Origin of the sequence: Eubacterium sp. AF36-5BH (assembly GCF_003460505.1) — a bacterium.
GTDB lineage: Bacteria > Bacillota > Clostridia > Lachnospirales > Lachnospiraceae > Eubacterium_G.
On the sequence record NZ_QTVG01000009.1, the window covers coordinates 28,962 to 48,067 of the forward strand.

The window sequence follows — 19,106 nt, forward strand, 5'->3', positions numbered from 1 at the left end:
CAATTACAATTTAAACCATTTAAATCGTTTTCTAATACACTTAAATATCCTATAAAAATCTACCAACTTTATTTAGATGATTTAGATTTTGCCTTAGTCTTTGTTGACTTTGTACTCTTTGTTTTCTCCGGTCCTTCTTTAATCTTGTTAAAAACTTCCTCTGCATTCTGAGATGTGTTAAATGTATACTGACCGGCTTTTATGCTTTTAGTATTATATACATACGCCTGCACTCTGAAAACCGTAGTGTCACTTATTATACCGTACTCTTCAAGAGTATTCGCCAACTCTTTTATGGTTGTTCCTTTTTTGATAGTAACAGTCATGTCTGTTCCCGGCTTTGCTTCAACTCCTGCTGAGTAAAATATTTTTGTTCCAAAATTGTAAGCTGCTGTTGCACAAACAATGATAATAACAGCCATTATTATATACTTGCACACTTTTATTGAAACATTAGCAAATCCTTTTGATGTTTTACTATTACTCATACAAACTCCTAACTATTCCACTTCCATAATTATTGGTAAAATCATTGGACTTCTCTTCATAGTCTTCCATAAATATTCGCCAAGACTATCTTTTACCACCATTTTGATTTTGCCCCAATCAACATTTTTGCTTTCCAAACAGTCAAGTAAAGCTTCTGTAACTACTTCTTTGGCATTTTCAATTAAATTCTCAGATTCTCTTACATATACAAAACCTCTTGTTACAATGTCAGGTCCTGCCAAAATCTGATTTGTGTATTTTTCTAAAGTTAATACAACTATAATAATTCCATTTTCAGCTAAGTTCTGTCTGTCTCTTAAAACAATGTTTCCAACATCACCAACGCCAAGTCCGTCTACTAAAACTGAACCTGCAGGGACTTTTCCTTCAACCTTAGCAGATTCCTTGTTTAACGCAAGAACGTCACCTGATTCCATAATGAAAATATTTTCTTTTGGAATGCCCATGTTCTCTGCTAATCTTCCATGTTCTTTTAAATGCTGATATTCACCATGAACTGGAATTGAATATTTTGGCTTAACTAAAGCATACATAAGCTTAATTTCTTCCTGACATGCATGTCCTGATACGTGAGTATCCTGGAATATTACTTCTGCCCCCTGCTGATACAACTCGTTTATTACCTTTGTAACCGCTTTTTCATTTCCCGGTATAGGTGTTGAACTAAATACGATTGTATCGCTAGGCTTAATGTGTACTTTTCTATGAAGAGATGCTGCCATACGTGACAAGGCTGCCATTGATTCACCCTGACTACCTGTAGTAATAAGAACTAACTGGTTGTCTGTATAACTATCCATTTCTTCTATGCTGATTAATGTATTTTCAGGAATTTTCAAGTAACCCATTTCTCTTGCAACAGAAATAATGTTTACCATACTTCTTCCTTCAACAATAACTTTTCTTTTATATTTACATGCAGTGTTGATAATCTGTTGAACTCTGTCAACGTTTGATGCAAATGTTGCGATGATAATTCTACCATCGGTATGCTCAGAAAATATATGATCGAATGTTTTTCCTACTGTTCTTTCAGAAGGTGTAAATCCCGGTCTTAACGCATTTGTACTATCGCACATAAGAGCAAGTACACCTTTTTTCCCAAGTTCACTAAATCTAGCCAAATTAATTGCATCACCGAAAACAGGTGTGTAATCAACCTTAAAATCTCCTGTATGCACAATAATGCCTTCAGGAGTGTGGATTGCAAGTGCTGCTGCATCTGCAATACTATGATTTGTTCTAATAAATTCTATTCTAAAATCACCTAAGTGAATACTCTGTCCGAACTTAACAACTTTACGCTTAACAGCCTTTAATAATTCATGCTCTTTAAGCTTTCCTTCAATAATACCCATTGTAAGCTTTGTTGCGTAAACAGGTACATTTATTTCTTTTAAAACGTATGGTAATGCACCAATATGATCTTCGTGACCATGAGTGATTACAAAACCTTTTACCTTCTTAATGTTTTCCTTTAAAAATGTAATATCAGGAATTACACAGTCAATTCCTAACATATCATCAGATGGGAATGATAAGCCACAATCAACTACAATGATGCCGTCATTGTATTCGAATGCTGTCATGTTCATTCCGATTTCCTCTAAACCACCTAGAGGAATTATTTTAATCTTCGAATTGTCGCTCATTATTTAACAAAATCCTCCTCTTTTCACAATAAAAAGGTCTATAAAAGACCTTTCATACTAACGCCCGAAATTTCAGACAACTAATCTTCTGTAGTAATATCGATATCTTCAAGTAACTCTGAAAATACTCTGCCAATGTAGTCCACCTCTGACTCATCATCTACTATTTCATATACAGCTTCTTCATCTTCGTCATTAGATATATCTTTCAAAATGTATGCTTCTGCTTCTTCGCTGTCACCTTCATCATCTGTTACAAGAAGGTAATTAACATTGTTAATTCTTGTTTCTTCAATAACATACATTTCAATTTCATTTCCGTCTTCGTCTACAAAAATAATCTTTTCTTCCATTAAAAAACCTCTTACTTTACATATTTTTCTAATTCTTACTTGTGCGTTATTTTTAGTTATTTGTCCTATCTATTAAGATAATCCTCAAGTATGACCTTTGCGGCAACCATATCCACGTAATCATATCTCTCTTCTTTTTTGATTCCCATTAAATCCATTATTTCGTATGCTTCAACAGTAGTTAATCTTTCATCCTGAAATATAATTTCCTTGCCTATTCTTCTCTCAAGCATTGAAGCAAATTCTTTTGTTTTCTCAACTCTTTCCCCTTCACTGCCATCTAACATTATAGGATAGCCCAAAATTATTTTCTCAATATTATATTCTTCAATTATTTTTTCTATCCTGGCTAATGTTTTTCTCAATTTGTTTGGGGATGTTCTTCTTACAATTTCTAAACCTGTAGCCGTAAGTCCTAATTCATCAGACACTGCTACCCCTACAGTTTTAGAGCCAAAATCCAAACCTAATAATCTCATTATTTTGCCTTTCCAATACTAATTGCCATTAATACTTCTATTTGCATTTAAGTCCTTTAATTATTCATTAAATTATTCAACTTCGGCAAAAATACATAATTATCCAATCCTTTGTCCAAAGGGCATAAACGTCCTGTAGAATAAAGAATGTCCTTTGAAAATCTACGACATTCTGCGCTCCAATAACAAAGGCTAGCACTCACCTTCTCTACAGAGCATTTCAAATCCGATATTCTAATTATTTTAACTTGTTGTTAATGTAATACTTCACAGCTTCTTCAATTAACTCATCACGTTCAACCTTCATAATAAGGCTTCTTGCATTCTTATGACTTGTAATGTAAGTTGGATCACCAGACATAATATATCCTACAATCTGGTTTACAGGATTGTATCCCTTTTCTGCAAGTGCTTCATATACCTGCTCGAAAATTTCCTCTACTCCTAATTTCTGTTCCTGTCCTACTTTAAAAAACTGTGTGTGTTCTAAATTGTTCATCTTCTCACGTCCTTTTTATGCCATTGTTGGCAGTATATTTATAAGTTTAATATAAAAACTATCTAGTGGCAAGCACTATTTCGTCATTTAGGAAGTCTTGCACAATAACTTCATAAATTTCGCCTGAAAAATCGTCATTAGTTTCTACAGCTACCTCTATATAATTTTTAGTATGGCCTAACATATAGTTTTTTCCATTAATTTTTTTGCTTTCTTCAAACAAAACTTCAATCTTTTTATTAATATAATTCTGTCTGTAAGCTTTCATTAACTCTTCACCTTGCTTAATTAAAACTTCACTTCTCTTTGTTTTAATCTGCTCGTCAACCTGATTTTCCATCACTGCTGCTCTTGTGCCGTTACGCTTTGAATATTTAAAAACATGTATCTGTGAAAATCCAATCTTCTTAGTAAATTCAACTGTTGTTTCGAAATCCTCTTCAGTTTCTCCCGGAAATCCAACAATAATATCTGTTGTAATAGCAGGATTTTCATATATGCTTCTTAACATCTCACATTTCTCAAAATACTCTTTTGTTGTGTAATGTCTATTCATTGCCTTAAGCACGTTGTCGCAACCGCTCTGCATTGACAAATGAAAATGTGGGCACATCTTCTTAACATGTTTTAATCTTGCCACAAATTCTTCTGTTATAATTTCAGGATCAACTGAGCCAAGTCTGATTCGCTCAATTCCTTCAATTGAATCTGCCATTTCTATAACATCAATTAATGTTTTATCTTCGTCTTTGTAGAAGCCAAGATTGATTCCTGTAAGAACAACCTCGTGAAATCCTTTTTCAGATAATCTGACAATTTCTTCTTTGATGTTTTCCAACTTACGGCTTCTGATTCTGCCTCTTGCATAAGGTATAATGCAATATGAGCAAAAATTGTTACATCCATCCTGAATCTTTATGTGTGCTCTGGTATGTTCTGTAACTGTAGCAACTTCAAAATCTTCGTATTCATCTGTATTATTTATATCAATAACAAATGATTTTTCTTTATCTTCAAAATATTCTTTTAAAATATTTACAATATCTTTTTTCTTGTTATTTCCAACAACAATATCAATTGCCAAATCTTCTTTTATTTTCTCTGTTGCTGTTTGAACATAACATCCTGTTGCCACAACAACCCCTTCCGGATTTTTCTTTTTCGCCTTGTGAAGCATTTGTCTTGATTTTCTGTCAGCCATGTTTGTTACGGAACATGTATTTACAATATATACATCCGCCTTATCTGTAAACGGAACTATTTCATATCCATTGTTTTCAAGCAATTGTTTCATTGCTTCTGTTTCGTAGGAATTAACCTTACAGCCTAAATTGTGTAGTGCAACTTTAAGCATTTATTTCTCCTTTATAGCAAATTTACTAATTTTTTTAATAATTTTTATTATTTGTTGTAATTGAACATTCACATAATACGTGGTATTATGTAGGCATAAGAAATTGAGAGAGTGAGGTGTTTGAAAAATGAAAACAGTAACAATCAATCTAGGTTCAATAGACAAAGTAAAATCTTTTGTAAATGATATTACAAAATTTGATAGTGACTTTGATTTAGTTTCAGGTCGTTATGTTATTGATGCCAAATCAATTATGGGAATCTTTAGTTTAGACCTTTCAAAACCAATAGATTTAAATATACATAGCGAAACAGATCTTGATGAAATTTTAAGCGTTTTAGAAAAATATAAATAAGTAATTTCTTATGTAGGCCGGCTTTTCAGCCGGCTATTTTTTATGTAATAAGAAATTCTTCTGGAATTTCTATTACATAAAAAACCTTCTTAGAAACTTCTATTAACATCCTCTCTCGAAAAAACTGTTCTTATTAACATTTCTCCACTTTAAACTAACACTTTTATCATGTCACTTATCTGTTTATTTTAAATCGATTTCTTTTAACCTTACTGAATTTTAATTAATTCTGCTGTATTAACCGCTTCTTCAAACATTCTGTCGATTTCTTCAGCTAACTTCTTTTCTGAATTTCTGATAACGTTAATGTTAGGTTTAGTTACAGGATGTTTTGCAACGAAAGTTGTACAACAATCTTCGTATGGAAGAATTGATGTTTCATATGTGCCAATATTCAATGAAATATCAATAATTTCCTGCTTGTCAAAAGCGATAACCGGTCTGAATACAGGCATTGTACAAACATCATTTGTTGCAGCAAGACTTTGCATTGTCTGGCTTGCCACCTGACCAATTGATTCACCTGTAATAAGTCCCTGAGCATTTTCTTTGTTTGCGAAATATTCTGCAATTCGCATCATATATCTTCTCATAATAATAGTAAGCTCATCGTGGGGACATTTATCGTAAATATACATCTGAATATCTGTAAAATTAACAACGTATAAATTCATTGGACCTGAATATTTTGAAACTAATTTTGCCAAATCCACAACCTTCTGCTTTGCTCTTTCTGATGTGTATGGTGGTGCATGGAAATATACTGCATCAACTACAACACCACGTTTTGCAGTCATCCAACCTGCAACAGGGCTGTCAATTCCACCTGATAAAAGAAGCATTGCCTTTCCTGCTGTTCCTACAGGCATACCACCTGGTCCTGGAATAATCATTGAATAAATGTTAATATGATTTCTGATTTCTACATTAATTTCAATGTCGGGATTATGAACATCTACTTTCAAGCCTTCAAAAGCATCTAAGATTTTTCCACCTAATTCTGCGTTAAGTTCCATTGAGTTCATTGGATAATTTTTTCTTGCACGTCTCGCCATTACCTTAAAAGTAAAATTCTTTTCAGGATATGTTTCATCAATATATTTAATTACCTGCTGTGCTAAATCTTCAAATCCATTATCTTCAATCTGAACCATAGGACAAATTCCCACAATACCAAATACATGCTGAAGTGCATTTACTGCCTCATCAAAATCATATTCAGCATTTGCTATTGCATAAATTCTTCCGTTTTCTTTTGTTACACTAAAATCTCCATCAATTTTATCTAATGCTCTTTTGGCGTTGTCAACTAAAGCATCTTCAAAAATATATCTGTTTTTTCCTTTTACACCTATTTCGGCGTACTTAATTAAAAACGATTTAAACATCTTTTCTCCTCCAACTATAAAATGTGTACTTACGCTCATATATTTCTCCTATAAAAATACTGGTATATTTGTGTTTTTTGGATTATCAAACGTGCTCTTCTTGTATGGTTCTATATGGATATATGCACTCTTATGCCTATATTATTCTTCGGTAATTTTCTGTGCTTACGTTTATGTGCCATTCTATCTACGCACGTATTTTCTCAAAATTGGTAACATTTGTTTTAACTGCTCTACGGCGTAATCAATTTCTTCTTTTGTGTTGTCTTTGCAAAAACTAAATCTAACTGTAGAACCAAGTAAATCCTTGCCAATGCCCATTGCCTTTAAAGTTTCACTAATGGCTGGCTTGTTTGAAGAGCATGCACTACCTGCTGAAATATAAACGCCTTTATCTTCAAGAGCGTGCAATAAAACTTCGCTTCTTACTCCACTAAAGCTTGCGCTTACAACGTGTGGTGCACCCTCTGCCCCTTTTCGACTGTTAATTGTCACACCATCAATTGTCTGCAAACTGTCAATTAGGTAGTCTTTTAACTCTGTCATTTTAGAAACATTTTCCTGCAAATTATCATAACAGTCTTTTGCTGCCTGTCCGATACCTGCAATTCCCGGAACATTTTCTGTTCCTGAACGCATTCCTTCCTGCTGACCACCACCTAAAATAAATGGATTAACTTTCGCATTTTTCTTTAGGTACATAAAACCTGTTCCCTTTGGTCCATGAATCTTATGACCACTAACCGTCAATACATCAATGTTGCTTTTTCTTGGTTTTATTTCCAGCTTACCAAAAGCCTGAATTGCATCAACGTGATAAATAACATTTTTATTTACACTTTTTATATACTTACCTATTTCTTCAACAGGTTCAATAGCTCCAACCTCGTTGTTTACATACATTATTGAAACTAAAATTGTATCTTCGCTCATTGCTTCTTTTAAAGCATCAATGCTAACAACGCCATACTCATCAACGGGCAAATACGTTACTTCGCATCCCTGATTTTCAAGATACTTCATTGGACTTTTTACGGAAGCATGCTCAACCATTGTTGTTATAATTTTATTACCGTTTCGCTTATTAGCTTCCACTGCACCTCTAATAGCCCAGTTATTTGACTCAGTACCACCTGATGTAAAATAAATTTCCTTTGGGTCTACCTTCAATATTTTAGCTATATTTTCCTGAGCTGTTTTTAAATATTTTTCAGCATTAACGCCAACCATATGCATTGACGATGGATTTCCATAGTCTTCCACCATTACTTTTACAACAATATCTTTTACAGCTTCAGATACCTTGGTTGTTGCTGAATTATCAAAATATGCTTCCATTTTATTCCTCCATTAAGTACATTAAAACAGCCATCACTGTCATACCCGCCGTTTCTGTACGCAATATTCTTTTACCAAGAGTTATTTCTTCTGCTCCATTGTCTTTTGCTGTTTGAACTTCCTCTTTAGAAAAACCACCTTCTGAGCCAATAAAAATTCCCACAGACATACCTGGTTCAATTTTTGAAATAATCTCTCTTGTATATACCATATTTTTTGCTTCTTCATAAGGTATGAGAATCATATCCAGTTCTTTTGCTTTTTCCACAGCCTCTTTAAAAGTATGAACCTCTGCTACTTCCGGTATAATACCGCGCTTTGACTGTTTTGCGGCACTTTCCGCAATGGCATTCCAGCGTTTCACTTTATTAGCTGCCTTCTTTGCATCTAATTTCACTACGCAACGTTTTGTTGACATTGGCACTATCTGATAAGCACCAAGTTCCACCATTTTCTGTATAATGGTTTCCATTTTGTCACCTTTAGGCAATGCCTGAAACAAAGTAACTTTAATTGGTAACTCTCTTGTTTCGCCATTAATATCTTCTATTTTTGCTGTGATTTCATCATCTGCAATTTTCTCCACACTACAAATGTATTCCTTGTCACTTCCGTCACTTATTAAGATTGTCTCGCCAATTTTCATACGCAAAACATTTTTTATATGATTCACGTCTTTTCCAACTATTACTATTGATTCTTCCCCAATTTGATTTGGTTCAACAAAAAATCTGTACATTTTTTCTCCTAAATATTTTACTGTAATTTTGCCATAACTGCGCGCCAATCGCCCTGCTTTACCACATCTGTTAATTGTAATTTTTCATTCTTTTTTACGGCTTCTTTTACATCGTCTTCTTTCATATAAATAATTCCTGATGAAATAAATATGCCGTTTGGTTTTAAAAATCTGTCAACTATTCCTGCTATTGGAATAATTACGTCAGCCAAAATGTTTGCTACAACAATGTCATATTTCTCTGTTTCAAATTTTTTCTGCATTTTTGTATCTTCCAATATATTTCCAGCAAGCACTTCCACATCGTCCATTAACATCTTATTTACTGCAAAATTTTCTCCTACAGCTTCAATTGCCGCCGGGTCAATGTCAGTCATTGTAACTTCTGCTGCTCCTAGTTTTTTTGCAACAATTGAAAGTATGCCGCTTCCGCAACCTAAATCCAAAACTTTATCTCCCGGCTTTACATATTTTATAAGCTGCTTAATACAAAGCTGAGTTGTGTCATGTTTTCCTGTGCCAAATGCAGTTCCCGGATCAATTTCTATCATTTCCATGTTCTTGTGACTTTCATCAAGTTCTTCCCAAGTTGGCTTAATGAAGAAATTATCTACTGTAAATGACTTGAAATATTTCTTCCAATTGTTTACCCAGTCTACATCTTCTGTCATAGTTTTCTCGATGGTGCCTTCACCTACATCTAGAAATGACTTTGCTTCTTTTAACTTTTCTCTCAAAGTATCAAGTAACTTTTCATTGTCCGCATCCTGTGAATCTTCCTCTGTGTAAAAACTTACATAAGCTGTTCCATCATCTTCCGGCAAATCTGCTAAATAATCTATAAATTGTGCTTTTTTCTCTTCCTCTGTTAGTTGTATATTATCTTCAACTTCCATACCTGTTATTCCAAGATCAATTAAAATACTACACACGAAATCACTTGCCTGTGTTGTAGTTTTCAATCTATATTTATTCCACTTCATAGAAACTCCAATCTTCTTTTCAATTCATATTTATAAATTATTACTATAAAACTAAAATATCATAACACACATAGAGAATTTAAGCAAATTTATCAATTTTCTTGTCATTTGTTTTCTTATCATTTTTAGATATTTTCAATCTTTCCACCCTTTTAGATTGTTATAACTTCTTAGGGGTGGATTTTCTGACATTTCTTCGATTTTTTCTTCTCATATTTTTCTATATTTTCAGTTTTTTCCACCCCTTTAGATTGTTATGACTCCTTAGGGGTGGATTTCCTGACATTTCTTCAATTTTCTCTTCTCATATTTTTCTATATTTTCAGTTTTTTCCACCCCTTTAGATTGTTATAACTTCTTAGGGGTGGATTTTCTGACATTTCTTCGATTTTTTCTTCTCATATTTTTCTATATTTTCAGTTTTTTCCACCCCTTTAGATTGTTATGACTTCTTAGGGGTGGATTTTCAGACATTTCTTCGATTTTTTCTTCTCATATTTTTCTATATTTTCAGTTTTTTCCACCCCTTTAGATTGTTATGACTCCTTAGGGGTGGAAACACCATAATACCTGCCATAACTGTATCCCCCGAGCAATAGCAAATTAAGCCAAAAGACAAAAGAATGAATAGAGCCACACAAATAAGATATAACCAAAAGAGCCGTGCCTTAACAACTCTAAATTGTTAAAGCGACAGCTCTTTTCCATCCATATTTCCTAAACTAGAAAAATTTCTTTTTCTTCTTTTTTGTTTTCTCGTGTTCTGATTTGTTATCATCAAATTCCTTTAATGAATTTCCTGAAATCTCGTCAAGTTTCTTGATTAAGTCTTTTTGTTCATTGTTAAGTTTTGTTGGAACCTTAACAACTAGTGTTGAATACTGATCACCTCTTGCATTCTGATTGTGTACATTGCATACACCTTTTCCTCTTAATCTAATGCGGGTACCTGTTTGTGTTCCAGGCTTAATGTTGAACTTAACATCGCCATCTACTGTCTTAACACGAATGTCGCCACCTAAAGCAGCCTGTGCAAAAGATATAGATGTTGTTGTATATAAATCCATTCCATTACGTTCAAATTCATTACTTGGAATTACTCTGATATCTACAAGTAAATCACCTCTTGGGCCACCATTTATTCCAGGCTCGCCTTCTCCTGTTTTTCTGATTCTCTGCATATCGTCTATACCTGCAGGGATATCAATTGTGATTTTCTTTCTTGTAGACTTGTAGCCTACTCCATGACAGTCCGGACATTTTTCTTTAATGACTTTACCTGTACCATTACAGTCCGGGCAAACCTGTGTGCTTTGCATCATGCCAAACATAGTCTGCTGACGTGATACATACTGTCCTTTACCACCACATTTGCTACATGTTTCAGGAGATGTGCCTGGCTTTGCTCCACTACCTTTACAAGTGCTACATTCTTCCTTAAAGTTAGTTGTAACTTCTTTCTTACAGCCAAATACAGCCTCTTCAAAAGTAATACGGAGTCCTGTTCTAACGTCGGCTCCACGTCTTGGTCCATTGCTAGGGCCTCTACGTCCACCGCCACCGAATAGGTCGCCAAAAATGTCTCCAAATCCACTTCCGCCAAAAATATCACCGAAGTCAAAATTGTTAAAATCAAATCCGCCGGAGCCACCTGCACCACCATCAAAGGCAGCATGACCAAACTGGTCATACTGTCTTCTCTTGTCTGCATCACTAAGCACTGCGTATGCTTCAGATGCCTCTTTAAATTTTGTGGCAGCTTCCTCATCACCCGGATTTGCATCGGGATGATATTTCTTGGCTAATTTTCTATATGCTTTCTTTATTGTTGCTTCGTCAGCGTTCTTATCAACGCCTAGCACTTCATAATAATCTCTTTTATCTGCCATGATCTATTTTAAACCTCTGTAAAGTCTCCATCTACTACATCATCTTCGGGTTTTGAACCTGCTCCCATGTCAGGACCTGCACCCTGTGCTCCTGCAGCCTGTGCCTGTTCATACATCTTTGAGAATAACTGCTGTGCAGAATTCATTAATTTTTCTTTTCCAGCCTTTAATTCTTCAACCTGAGCTTCTGTTGGTTCATTTTCACCAATTGCTGCTACTGTTGCTTTTAATGCATCAATGTCAGCCTGAACAGCCTGCTTATCAGCATCTGCCAATTTATCACCAGCTTCATTCATTGCTGTTTCTGTCTGTGTGATAATTGAATCAGCTTCGTTCTTAGCATCAATTGCTTCCTTACGTTTCTTATCAGCTGCTTCAAATTCTGCAGCTTCTTTTACAGCCTTATCAATATCTTCATCTGACATATTTGAACCTGCTGTAATTGTGATGTGCTGTTCCTTACCTGTTCCAAGGTCCTTAGCTGATACATTTACGATACCGTTTGCATCAATATCGAATGTAACTTCAATCTGTGGAACACCTCTTCTTGCTGGTGGAATTCCATCAAGTCTGAACTGACCAAGTGATTTATTATCTCTGGCAAACTGTCTTTCACCCTGTACAACATTGATATCAACGGCTGTCTGGTTATCTGCTGCTGTTGAGAAAATCTGGCTCTTCTTTGTAGGAATTGTTGTGTTTCTTTCAATAAGTCTTGTAGCTACACCACCCATTGTTTCAATTGATAATGAAAGTGGAGTTACATCAAGAAGAAGGATATCGCCGGCACCTGCATCACCTGCTAATTTACCACCCTGAATTGAAGCACCAAGTGCAACACATTCATCAGGATTCATCTTCTTGGAAGGTTCATGACCTGTTAACTGTTTTACCTTATCCTGTACAGCAGGGATTCTTGTAGAACCACCAACTAATAATACTTTGCTAAGTTCTGATGCTGAAATTCCTGCATCCTTTAAAGCATTCTGTACAGGGATTGCTGTTCTTTCAACTAAGTCTCTTGTTAATTCATCAAATTTAGCCTTTGTAAGTGTCATATTTAAATGCTGTGGTCCCTGTTCATTTGCTGTAATGAATGGGATGTTAATTTCAACCTGAGTAGCTGATGAAAGTTTCTTCTTTGCATCTTCTGCTTCAGCTTTAATTCTTTCCATAGCCATCTTGTCACCTGAAAGGTCAATTCCTGTCTTTGACTTAAAGTCTGCTACCATGTAGTCCATAACTTTCTTATCAAAGTCATCACCACCAAGTTTGTTATCACCGTTTGTTGCTAAAACTTCGATTACGCCATCACCGATTTCGATAACAGATACATCAAATGTACCACCACCTAAATCGTATACCATAATCTTCTGTTCGCCTTCGTTGTCAAGACCATAAGCTAAAGCTGCGGCTGTTGGCTCGTTGATAATTCTCTTAACATCAAGTCCTGCAATCTTACCGGCATCTTTTGTAGCCTGTCTCTGAGCATCGTTAAAGTAAGCAGGTACTGTAATAACAGCTTCTGTAACTTTTTCACCAAGATAAGCTTCTGCATCAGCTTTTAACTTCTGAAGAATCATAGCTGAAATAGCCTGTGGTGTATATTCTTTTCCTGCTACATTTGCCTTGTAATCTGTTCCCATATGTCTTTTAATTGATGAGATTGTTCCTTCTGCGTTTGTAACAGCCTGACGTTTAGCCTGCTCACCAACTAATCTTTCTCCATCTTTCTTAAATGCTACTACTGATGGAGTTGTTCTTGCTCCGTCTGCATTTGTGATAACTGTAGGTTCTCCACCTTCCATAACAGCTACACATGAGTTTGTTGTTCCTAAATCAATACCAATAATCTTTCCCATTTTATTTTCCTCCTAATAAATATATGATTATTTCAAATAAAACTAATTAGCTACTTTTACCATACTGTGTCTTACCACTGCATCTCTGTATTTATACCCTTTCTGTAATTCCTCTGACACAACGTTTTCACCAAGTTCGTCATTGTCTTCATGCATTACAGCATTGTGAAGTTCAGGATCAAATTCCTTTCCCTTCGCCTCAATTGCTTCAACTCCAATATCTTCAAGAGTCTGAAGTAACTGTTTATATATAAGATTCATTCCCTGTCCTACAGGTGATTCTAAATCTTCTTCACTAAGTGCTGCAACTCCTCTTTCGAAGTTATCAACTACAGGTAAAATCTTTTCAATAATTGATTTTGCGCCTGTTTCAAACATTGCTGTTTTTTCTTTATCACTTCTGCTTCTAAAATTTTGAAATTCTGCAAATAGTCTTTGATATTTATCATTAAGTTCTTCTATTTGCTCATCTCTCTTATCTTTTCGCTTAAAGCCTTTTTTCTTTTTCTTTTCAGTTTTCTCTTCTGAAGCATCTTCCGTTTCCTGTGTTTCATTAGATTCTTCAGCCTTCTCTTCTGAATTCTCAACTTCTTGGTTCTCTTCCACTGTAGATGTTTCTTCCACATCCACTTCCTGGTTTTCTTCCAAGTCCTTATTTTCCTTTTCCATTGGACTTTCCTTTCTAAATTTATTCTTTGTCGTTAAAGTTTTCATTTAACTGTTCTTTTACAACTCTTAATGTTTCAACAACCTTTTCATAATCCATTCTCTTTGGACCAATGATACCAATTGTTCCTTTGAAACCATCTTCTAATTCGTAAGTAGCAGTTACAACACTGCAATCCTTCATGGACTGAACCGGACTCTCATCACCGATGTAAACCTGAATTCCGGTTTCCTCATCACTTTCATTAATCAATTCTGTTAACTGTGATTTTTCTTCCAGTGTGGTAAGAAGCTGACTTGCTCTTTCCTTATCACTAAGTTCAGGATATTTAAAAATATTTGTTGCTCCTGATGTGTAAATCTTCATTTGCTCCTCAGTGGAAATGGCTTCTGTTATTGCTTTAAGCACTTCATTAACCAAATCCTCATATTCACCTGCCTGTGAAGTCAATGCTGAAATAACACCTAAGTTAATTTCCTCTAAAGTCAAACCTGCAAGTGCTGTATTGAGCGCCACGTTAAGTCTCACTATCATTTCCTGACTTACAACTCTGTCAACATTAACAATCTTATTCACTACATGGTTCTTATCGGAAACCACTGTGCACAACAACTGTTTTTCTTCAAGTACAGATAACTGTATGAATTTGATTTTGTTTCCCTGAGACTTTGGAGAAGAAACCATTGTGGCATAGTTTGTATTGTTTGCTAAAACCTTTGCCATATTCTGGAGAAGTGTCTCAACCTTGTCAACTTTTTCAATTAAAAAGTCTTCCTTCTCGCTAACCTTCTTCTCACGCTCATCTAATTCTGACATCTTATCTTTGAGCATGTGGTCTACGTAAAATCGATAACCTTTATCAGTAGGAATTCTACCTGCTGATGTATGAGGCTGAACTATATAACCCATTTCCTCAAGATCAGACATTTCATTTCTGATTGTTGCTGAACTAAGATTCAAATCTGTGTATTTAGAAATTGTTCTTGAGCCAACCGGTTCCCCTGTCTCTAAGTAATTCCTAATTACTGCATCCAGAATCTTTTCTTTTCTTTCATTCAGTTCCATAGATTACTCCTTTCTATGGTTTTAAGATTATTAGCACTCGTGTTGTTTGAGTGCTAACATCTTTTCTATGGTCTAATCTATCACTATCAATATTCTTTGTCAACACTTTATTTTAAAAAGAATTGTAAATTAAATGTTAAAAAAAGTTGTCATTATTTTAATACTCTTAAGTCCGTTAAACTATAGAATATTATCCTAACAACAACTTTCTTATTCTCTTTAACATAAACACTTTAATTGATTTTATGTTAATGCTTTATATTTTCTTATTTTCTTTGTTCTTATATAAGACCATAAACCAAGAATTACTCTGCCACATAAACAATTCCGTATGCTTCAGGTCCGATGTGTGTACCAATTGTTGGTCCAATCTGTAATCTGTCTGAAACTTCAATATTAGCTTCTTTCAATCTGTCTGTAAAAGTTTCATTATTTACAGTTCCAATTGAATACATGCTGTAAACCGGGAAGTCTGTATTAATTGTGTCGTTTGAAATCAACTTCATAATATCATTTAAAGCTTTTTTCTTTCCAATGCTCTTTGCCTTAATACCTACTTTTCCATCTTCTGTAAAATAAATTAAAGGTTTTATTTTTGCAATTGTGCCAATTCCTGCTTCGATTTTTGACAAGCGACCACCTTTATACAAATTATCCAATGTATCAAGCACTGCATACATTCTAACCTTTGGCTGAATTTCTTTAATAGCAGCAACTATTTCTTCTGCTGTCTTCCCACTGTCTCTTAGCTGAATACCATAATCAACTAAAACTTTGATAACAAAAGTAGCCGATAACGAATCAACTATATGTATCTTATCATATTCAACCATGTTCTTAGCTAATGTGGCACTTTGAATCAAGCCACTTAAACCTGATGAAAGTAAAATACATATAAGTTCGTCTCCATCTGCCTTAATTTTTTCAAATATATCAATAAAATCCTGCGGTGATGGCTGCGCTGTTTTAGGGAACTCCTCTGATTCCTGTGTTAATTTATAAAATTCATCCTTAGAAATTTCGCCGTCTCTAAAACTCTTATCTCCTATACTAATTGCTATTGGTATGTACTCTATCCCTTTTTCCTGTAACTGTTCCTTATTACAATCAGAACCTGAGTCAATTAAAAATTTTATCATTCTGTATCTCCTTTTAACCACAACAAAAGCTGTTCACAATAGTTTACTTTATGAACAGCTTGTATTTTGTACTTTACTACACATTTGCAATTTAGTCAAATTTTTATTATTTCACAATCATCTTTTCAATATCTTCAAATGTATTTGCCACGCTATACACCCTTGATAAATCGCAGTGGAACATTCCCTGTTCCTTCATTTCATCCATAAATTTAAGTAATGTATCATAAAAACCATTGTGGTTAAAAATAATTACTTTTCCTTCAATCATATACTTTTCGATTAATACAATTGCTTCAAATAACTCATCCATTGTTCCAACGCCACCTGGTAAAACAATGAACACGTCAGCTTCCGATTCAAAATGTCCTTTGCGCTCAGCCATTGAATCACAAACAATTTCCTTATCACATCCTTTGAACACGTTCATATCCTTAAATGCCTTTGGATATACACCTGTTATGTAAGCACCTCCGTCGTGCATTCCTCTTGCCATATATCCAAGTGTACTATCTGCACCCCCTCCATAAATAAGGTCGTACTTTTCTCCTAACTTCTTTCCCATATCATAGTATGGTTTTAACTTTTCTTCTGAAACGTAAGGTGAGAATGATCCGTAAATGCATATTGTTTTTCTGTCCATAATAATCCCTCTTTTCCGTTTGTAATTTATAATATGTTTTATATTATACTATCTATTCCAAAAGAATCAAAGAATTTTATTTTCGTTCTAGTGTGCATCCATAACAAATTATTTTTATTTAATAGGAGTTCCAATTTTTTTCTATTATATAAGAAGACAGCTCCAAAAAAAGAGCTGTCTTCTTATTCAAAGTTACATCATTAATCATCACAAATTCTTTGATTTATCAATTATTCCATTTCAACTATTATCGTCTTGTTTTCATCAAATCGGTCTTCTGAATTATTTGATAACATGCTATCTGCTACATCTTGGAAAGTAATATTTTTGTCGTTTGAAAGAACCACAAATTTAGACTTTTTAGCAGCATTCTTACTTTTTCCTGTTAATATAAGTCTGTAAGTATATTGTTTTCCTTCAGCATGCCATACTCCTGATTCATCCTTATAATAATCACATAACACACTGGTTTGATTTTTTGCGTAGCTTTCAACTTCCTGTCTACTTGTTGTTGCTTCTGTTCCCTTATCACTGGTATTAGTATTTCCACAACCTACTAATCCAAAAGTAACTAATGCAATAAAAATTACCAAATACTTGTATTTTTCCATCTCTTTACCTCGCTTTCTTTTCATAATATTGCTTGACCATATAGTTTCATTTCTATTTTTTCTTTCCTTAATCTACAATATCCCCCCCTATTTCTTTTGACTTTACAAGTATATCATAACCAAATTTTACCAACAACATTTATAAACAGTTATCACACAAAGTTCACAATGTAATCTTGGTAAACTTACACGAAACATAATAAGCTTACACAAAACTAAAATAAATCTTACAACAGAAACTGTGACATTGCGTAATTGCTTAAATCTACGCCTCTTTTAGTTAAACGTACATTGTCACCATTTACCTCTATAAGTCCCTGCTGCACTAATTTTTCTGTTACCTCTCCATATACGCTATCGTATTTTCTGTCAAATGCCTGATGAAATTTTTCTTTTGAAATTCCCTCAATCATCCTTAGTCCCAAAAACATAAATTCTTCTTTTTTATCCTTTTCGGTCAACCGCTGTATTTTTCCTTCTATTACAGAAATAGCATCCTCTGTTATATCCCAAATATCATCCTGATAAATAAAACTGTCGCCATAAAAATCGCTGTCCGCATCTTTGCCATCTAAAAGCAAACTAATGTATTTGTCAATATCTTCAGTGTTACTGTATCTACTGTCGTTATATAAAGAGGCTGCCCCCAGACCAAAGCCCAGATAATCAACTCTTTTCCAATAACCTATATTATGCCTGCATTGAAATCCCGGCTTGCCATAGTTTGATATTTCATAATGTACGTATCCCTTTTCTTCCAACATTTTTTCAGTTAAATAGTACATTTCTCTTTCTTCATCTTCGTCCGGTAAAATATTAATATTTTTGCTTTCCGCCTCCTGGACTCTTTCCTGCAATGGAGTTCCATCTTCAACAATAAGGCTATAAGCTGAAATATGCTCCGGTTCCATTGCCAACACACTCTCCAATGTATGCTTGTAACTTTCAACTGTCTGTCCCGGTAAAGCACTCATTACATCAACATTTATATTTTCAAAGCCTACTTTTCTTGCCAACTCATAACTTTCTTTGAATTTTGCAAAATCATGAATACGACCAATACTTTTAAGTTCCTGATCATTTGCAGACTGAAGTCCAAAGCTGATTCGGTTAATGCCTGCCTCTTTGTAACTGTTTAATTTTGCTTCTGTTACAGTTCCAGGGTTACACTCAATAGTAATCTCTGCATCATCAGATAAGTGGCAATTGTTTTTTACTGCCTCCATAATTTTTGTAATAAAATTTTCCTGCAAAATTGACGGAGTTCCACCACCTATGAAAACGCTTGTAATAACCCTGCCTTCCATTTTTTCTTTGCTTAATTCTATCTCTCTAACCAAAGCATTTACATATTCTCTTTTTGTACCTTCATCCATGCTCATTGATAAAAAATCACAATAATCACACTTTCTCACGCAAAAAGGAATATGAATATATATTTCCAACTGCTTACTGTTCATTTCTTTTCCTTCCCTGTATATCCATTCAACTTCCAACATATATGCCAATCTTCATTTTCACCTAATAAAAACACAATATACTACATTTTTACCTGATTAGCCAAAAGCTGAATTTTATAA

The 19,106-nt window shown here is 34.4% G+C and carries 19 protein-coding genes; 1 reads left to right on the forward strand and 18 read right to left on the reverse strand.

Features of this window, described 5'->3' with window-relative positions; genetic code table 11:
* Window positions 1–68 precede the first annotated feature (68 nt).
* The 6 genes from DW006_RS10030 to mtaB form a co-directional block, all read right to left on the reverse strand.
* Window positions 69–488 carry an endolytic transglycosylase MltG gene (locus tag DW006_RS10030; RefSeq protein WP_118000265.1) on the reverse strand — a complete coding sequence of 140 codons (420 nt, stop codon included), beginning with the start codon at window positions 486–488 and terminating at the stop codon, window positions 69–71.
* A gap of 12 nt (window positions 489–500) precedes the next feature.
* Window positions 501–2,162: a ribonuclease J gene (locus DW006_RS10035; protein ID WP_022165737.1), complete on the reverse strand. Its 1,662-nt coding sequence runs from the start codon at window positions 2,160–2,162 to the stop codon at window positions 501–503.
* A gap of 80 nt (window positions 2,163–2,242) precedes the next feature.
* Window positions 2,243–2,515: a DUF1292 domain-containing protein gene (locus tag DW006_RS10040; protein ID WP_022165738.1), complete on the reverse strand. Its 273-nt coding sequence runs from the start codon at window positions 2,513–2,515 to the stop codon at window positions 2,243–2,245.
* A gap of 65 nt (window positions 2,516–2,580) precedes the next feature.
* Window positions 2,581–2,994: a Holliday junction resolvase RuvX gene (gene ruvX, locus DW006_RS10045; RefSeq protein WP_118000267.1), complete on the reverse strand. Its 414-nt coding sequence runs from the start codon at window positions 2,992–2,994 to the stop codon at window positions 2,581–2,583.
* 238 nt (window positions 2,995–3,232) lie between these two features.
* Window positions 3,233–3,493, reverse strand: a complete 261-nt coding sequence (locus DW006_RS10050; protein WP_022165740.1) for an IreB family regulatory phosphoprotein — start codon at window positions 3,491–3,493, stop codon at window positions 3,233–3,235.
* 58 nt (window positions 3,494–3,551) lie between these two features.
* Window positions 3,552–4,847 (reverse strand): tRNA (N(6)-L-threonylcarbamoyladenosine(37)-C(2))-methylthiotransferase MtaB, encoded by a 1,296-nt coding sequence (mtaB, locus tag DW006_RS10055; RefSeq protein ID WP_022165741.1) that lies wholly within the window; start codon window positions 4,845–4,847, stop codon window positions 3,552–3,554.
* A 127-nt stretch (window positions 4,848–4,974) separates the two neighbouring features.
* Between mtaB and DW006_RS10060 the strand changes: the two genes are divergently transcribed.
* Window positions 4,975–5,202 (forward strand): HPr family phosphocarrier protein, encoded by a 228-nt coding sequence (locus DW006_RS10060; protein ID WP_118000269.1) that lies wholly within the window; start codon window positions 4,975–4,977, stop codon window positions 5,200–5,202.
* A 209-nt stretch (window positions 5,203–5,411) separates the two neighbouring features.
* Here the strand turns inward: DW006_RS10060 and thiI are convergent, their stop codons facing one another.
* The 12 genes from thiI to hemW form a co-directional block, all read right to left on the reverse strand.
* On the reverse strand, window positions 5,412–6,590 hold the full coding sequence (thiI, locus tag DW006_RS10065) for a tRNA uracil 4-sulfurtransferase ThiI (protein ID WP_118000339.1): 1,179 nt from the start codon (window positions 6,588–6,590) through the stop codon (window positions 5,412–5,414).
* 183 nt (window positions 6,591–6,773) lie between these two features.
* Window positions 6,774–7,928: a cysteine desulfurase family protein gene (locus DW006_RS10070; protein WP_118000271.1), complete on the reverse strand. Its 1,155-nt coding sequence runs from the start codon at window positions 7,926–7,928 to the stop codon at window positions 6,774–6,776.
* A gap of 1 nt (window position 7,929) precedes the next feature.
* Window positions 7,930–8,667: a 16S rRNA (uracil(1498)-N(3))-methyltransferase gene (locus tag DW006_RS10075; RefSeq protein ID WP_118000273.1), complete on the reverse strand. Its 738-nt coding sequence runs from the start codon at window positions 8,665–8,667 to the stop codon at window positions 7,930–7,932.
* Window positions 8,668–8,684: 17 nt separating this feature from the next.
* On the reverse strand, window positions 8,685–9,650 hold the full coding sequence (gene prmA / locus DW006_RS10080) for a 50S ribosomal protein L11 methyltransferase (protein WP_118000275.1): 966 nt from the start codon (window positions 9,648–9,650) through the stop codon (window positions 8,685–8,687).
* A gap of 722 nt (window positions 9,651–10,372) precedes the next feature.
* Window positions 10,373–11,539 (reverse strand): molecular chaperone DnaJ, encoded by a 1,167-nt coding sequence (dnaJ, locus tag DW006_RS10085; protein WP_118000277.1) that lies wholly within the window; start codon window positions 11,537–11,539, stop codon window positions 10,373–10,375.
* A gap of 8 nt (window positions 11,540–11,547) precedes the next feature.
* Window positions 11,548–13,401, reverse strand: a complete 1,854-nt coding sequence (dnaK, locus tag DW006_RS10090) for a molecular chaperone DnaK (RefSeq protein ID WP_118000279.1) — start codon at window positions 13,399–13,401, stop codon at window positions 11,548–11,550.
* A 42-nt stretch (window positions 13,402–13,443) separates the two neighbouring features.
* Window positions 13,444–14,070 (reverse strand): nucleotide exchange factor GrpE, encoded by a 627-nt coding sequence (gene grpE / locus DW006_RS10095; RefSeq protein WP_118000341.1) that lies wholly within the window; start codon window positions 14,068–14,070, stop codon window positions 13,444–13,446.
* Window positions 14,071–14,089: 19 nt separating this feature from the next.
* Window positions 14,090–15,133: a heat-inducible transcriptional repressor HrcA gene (hrcA, locus tag DW006_RS10100; protein WP_118000281.1), complete on the reverse strand. Its 1,044-nt coding sequence runs from the start codon at window positions 15,131–15,133 to the stop codon at window positions 14,090–14,092.
* 305 nt (window positions 15,134–15,438) lie between these two features.
* Complete coding sequence (locus DW006_RS10105; RefSeq protein ID WP_118000283.1) at window positions 15,439–16,272, reverse strand: DegV family protein; 834 nt, start codon at window positions 16,270–16,272, stop codon at window positions 15,439–15,441.
* Window positions 16,273–16,378: 106 nt separating this feature from the next.
* Window positions 16,379–16,915: a TIGR00730 family Rossman fold protein gene (locus DW006_RS10110; protein ID WP_118000286.1), complete on the reverse strand. Its 537-nt coding sequence runs from the start codon at window positions 16,913–16,915 to the stop codon at window positions 16,379–16,381.
* Window positions 16,916–17,145: 230 nt separating this feature from the next.
* Entirely contained in the window at window positions 17,146–17,526 is a 381-nt protein-coding gene (locus DW006_RS10115) for a hypothetical protein (RefSeq protein WP_118000288.1), read from the reverse strand.
* A gap of 227 nt (window positions 17,527–17,753) precedes the next feature.
* On the reverse strand, window positions 17,754–19,025 hold the full coding sequence (hemW, locus tag DW006_RS10120) for a radical SAM family heme chaperone HemW (protein WP_243002614.1): 1,272 nt from the start codon (window positions 19,023–19,025) through the stop codon (window positions 17,754–17,756).
* Window positions 19,026–19,106: the final 81 nt, after the last annotated feature.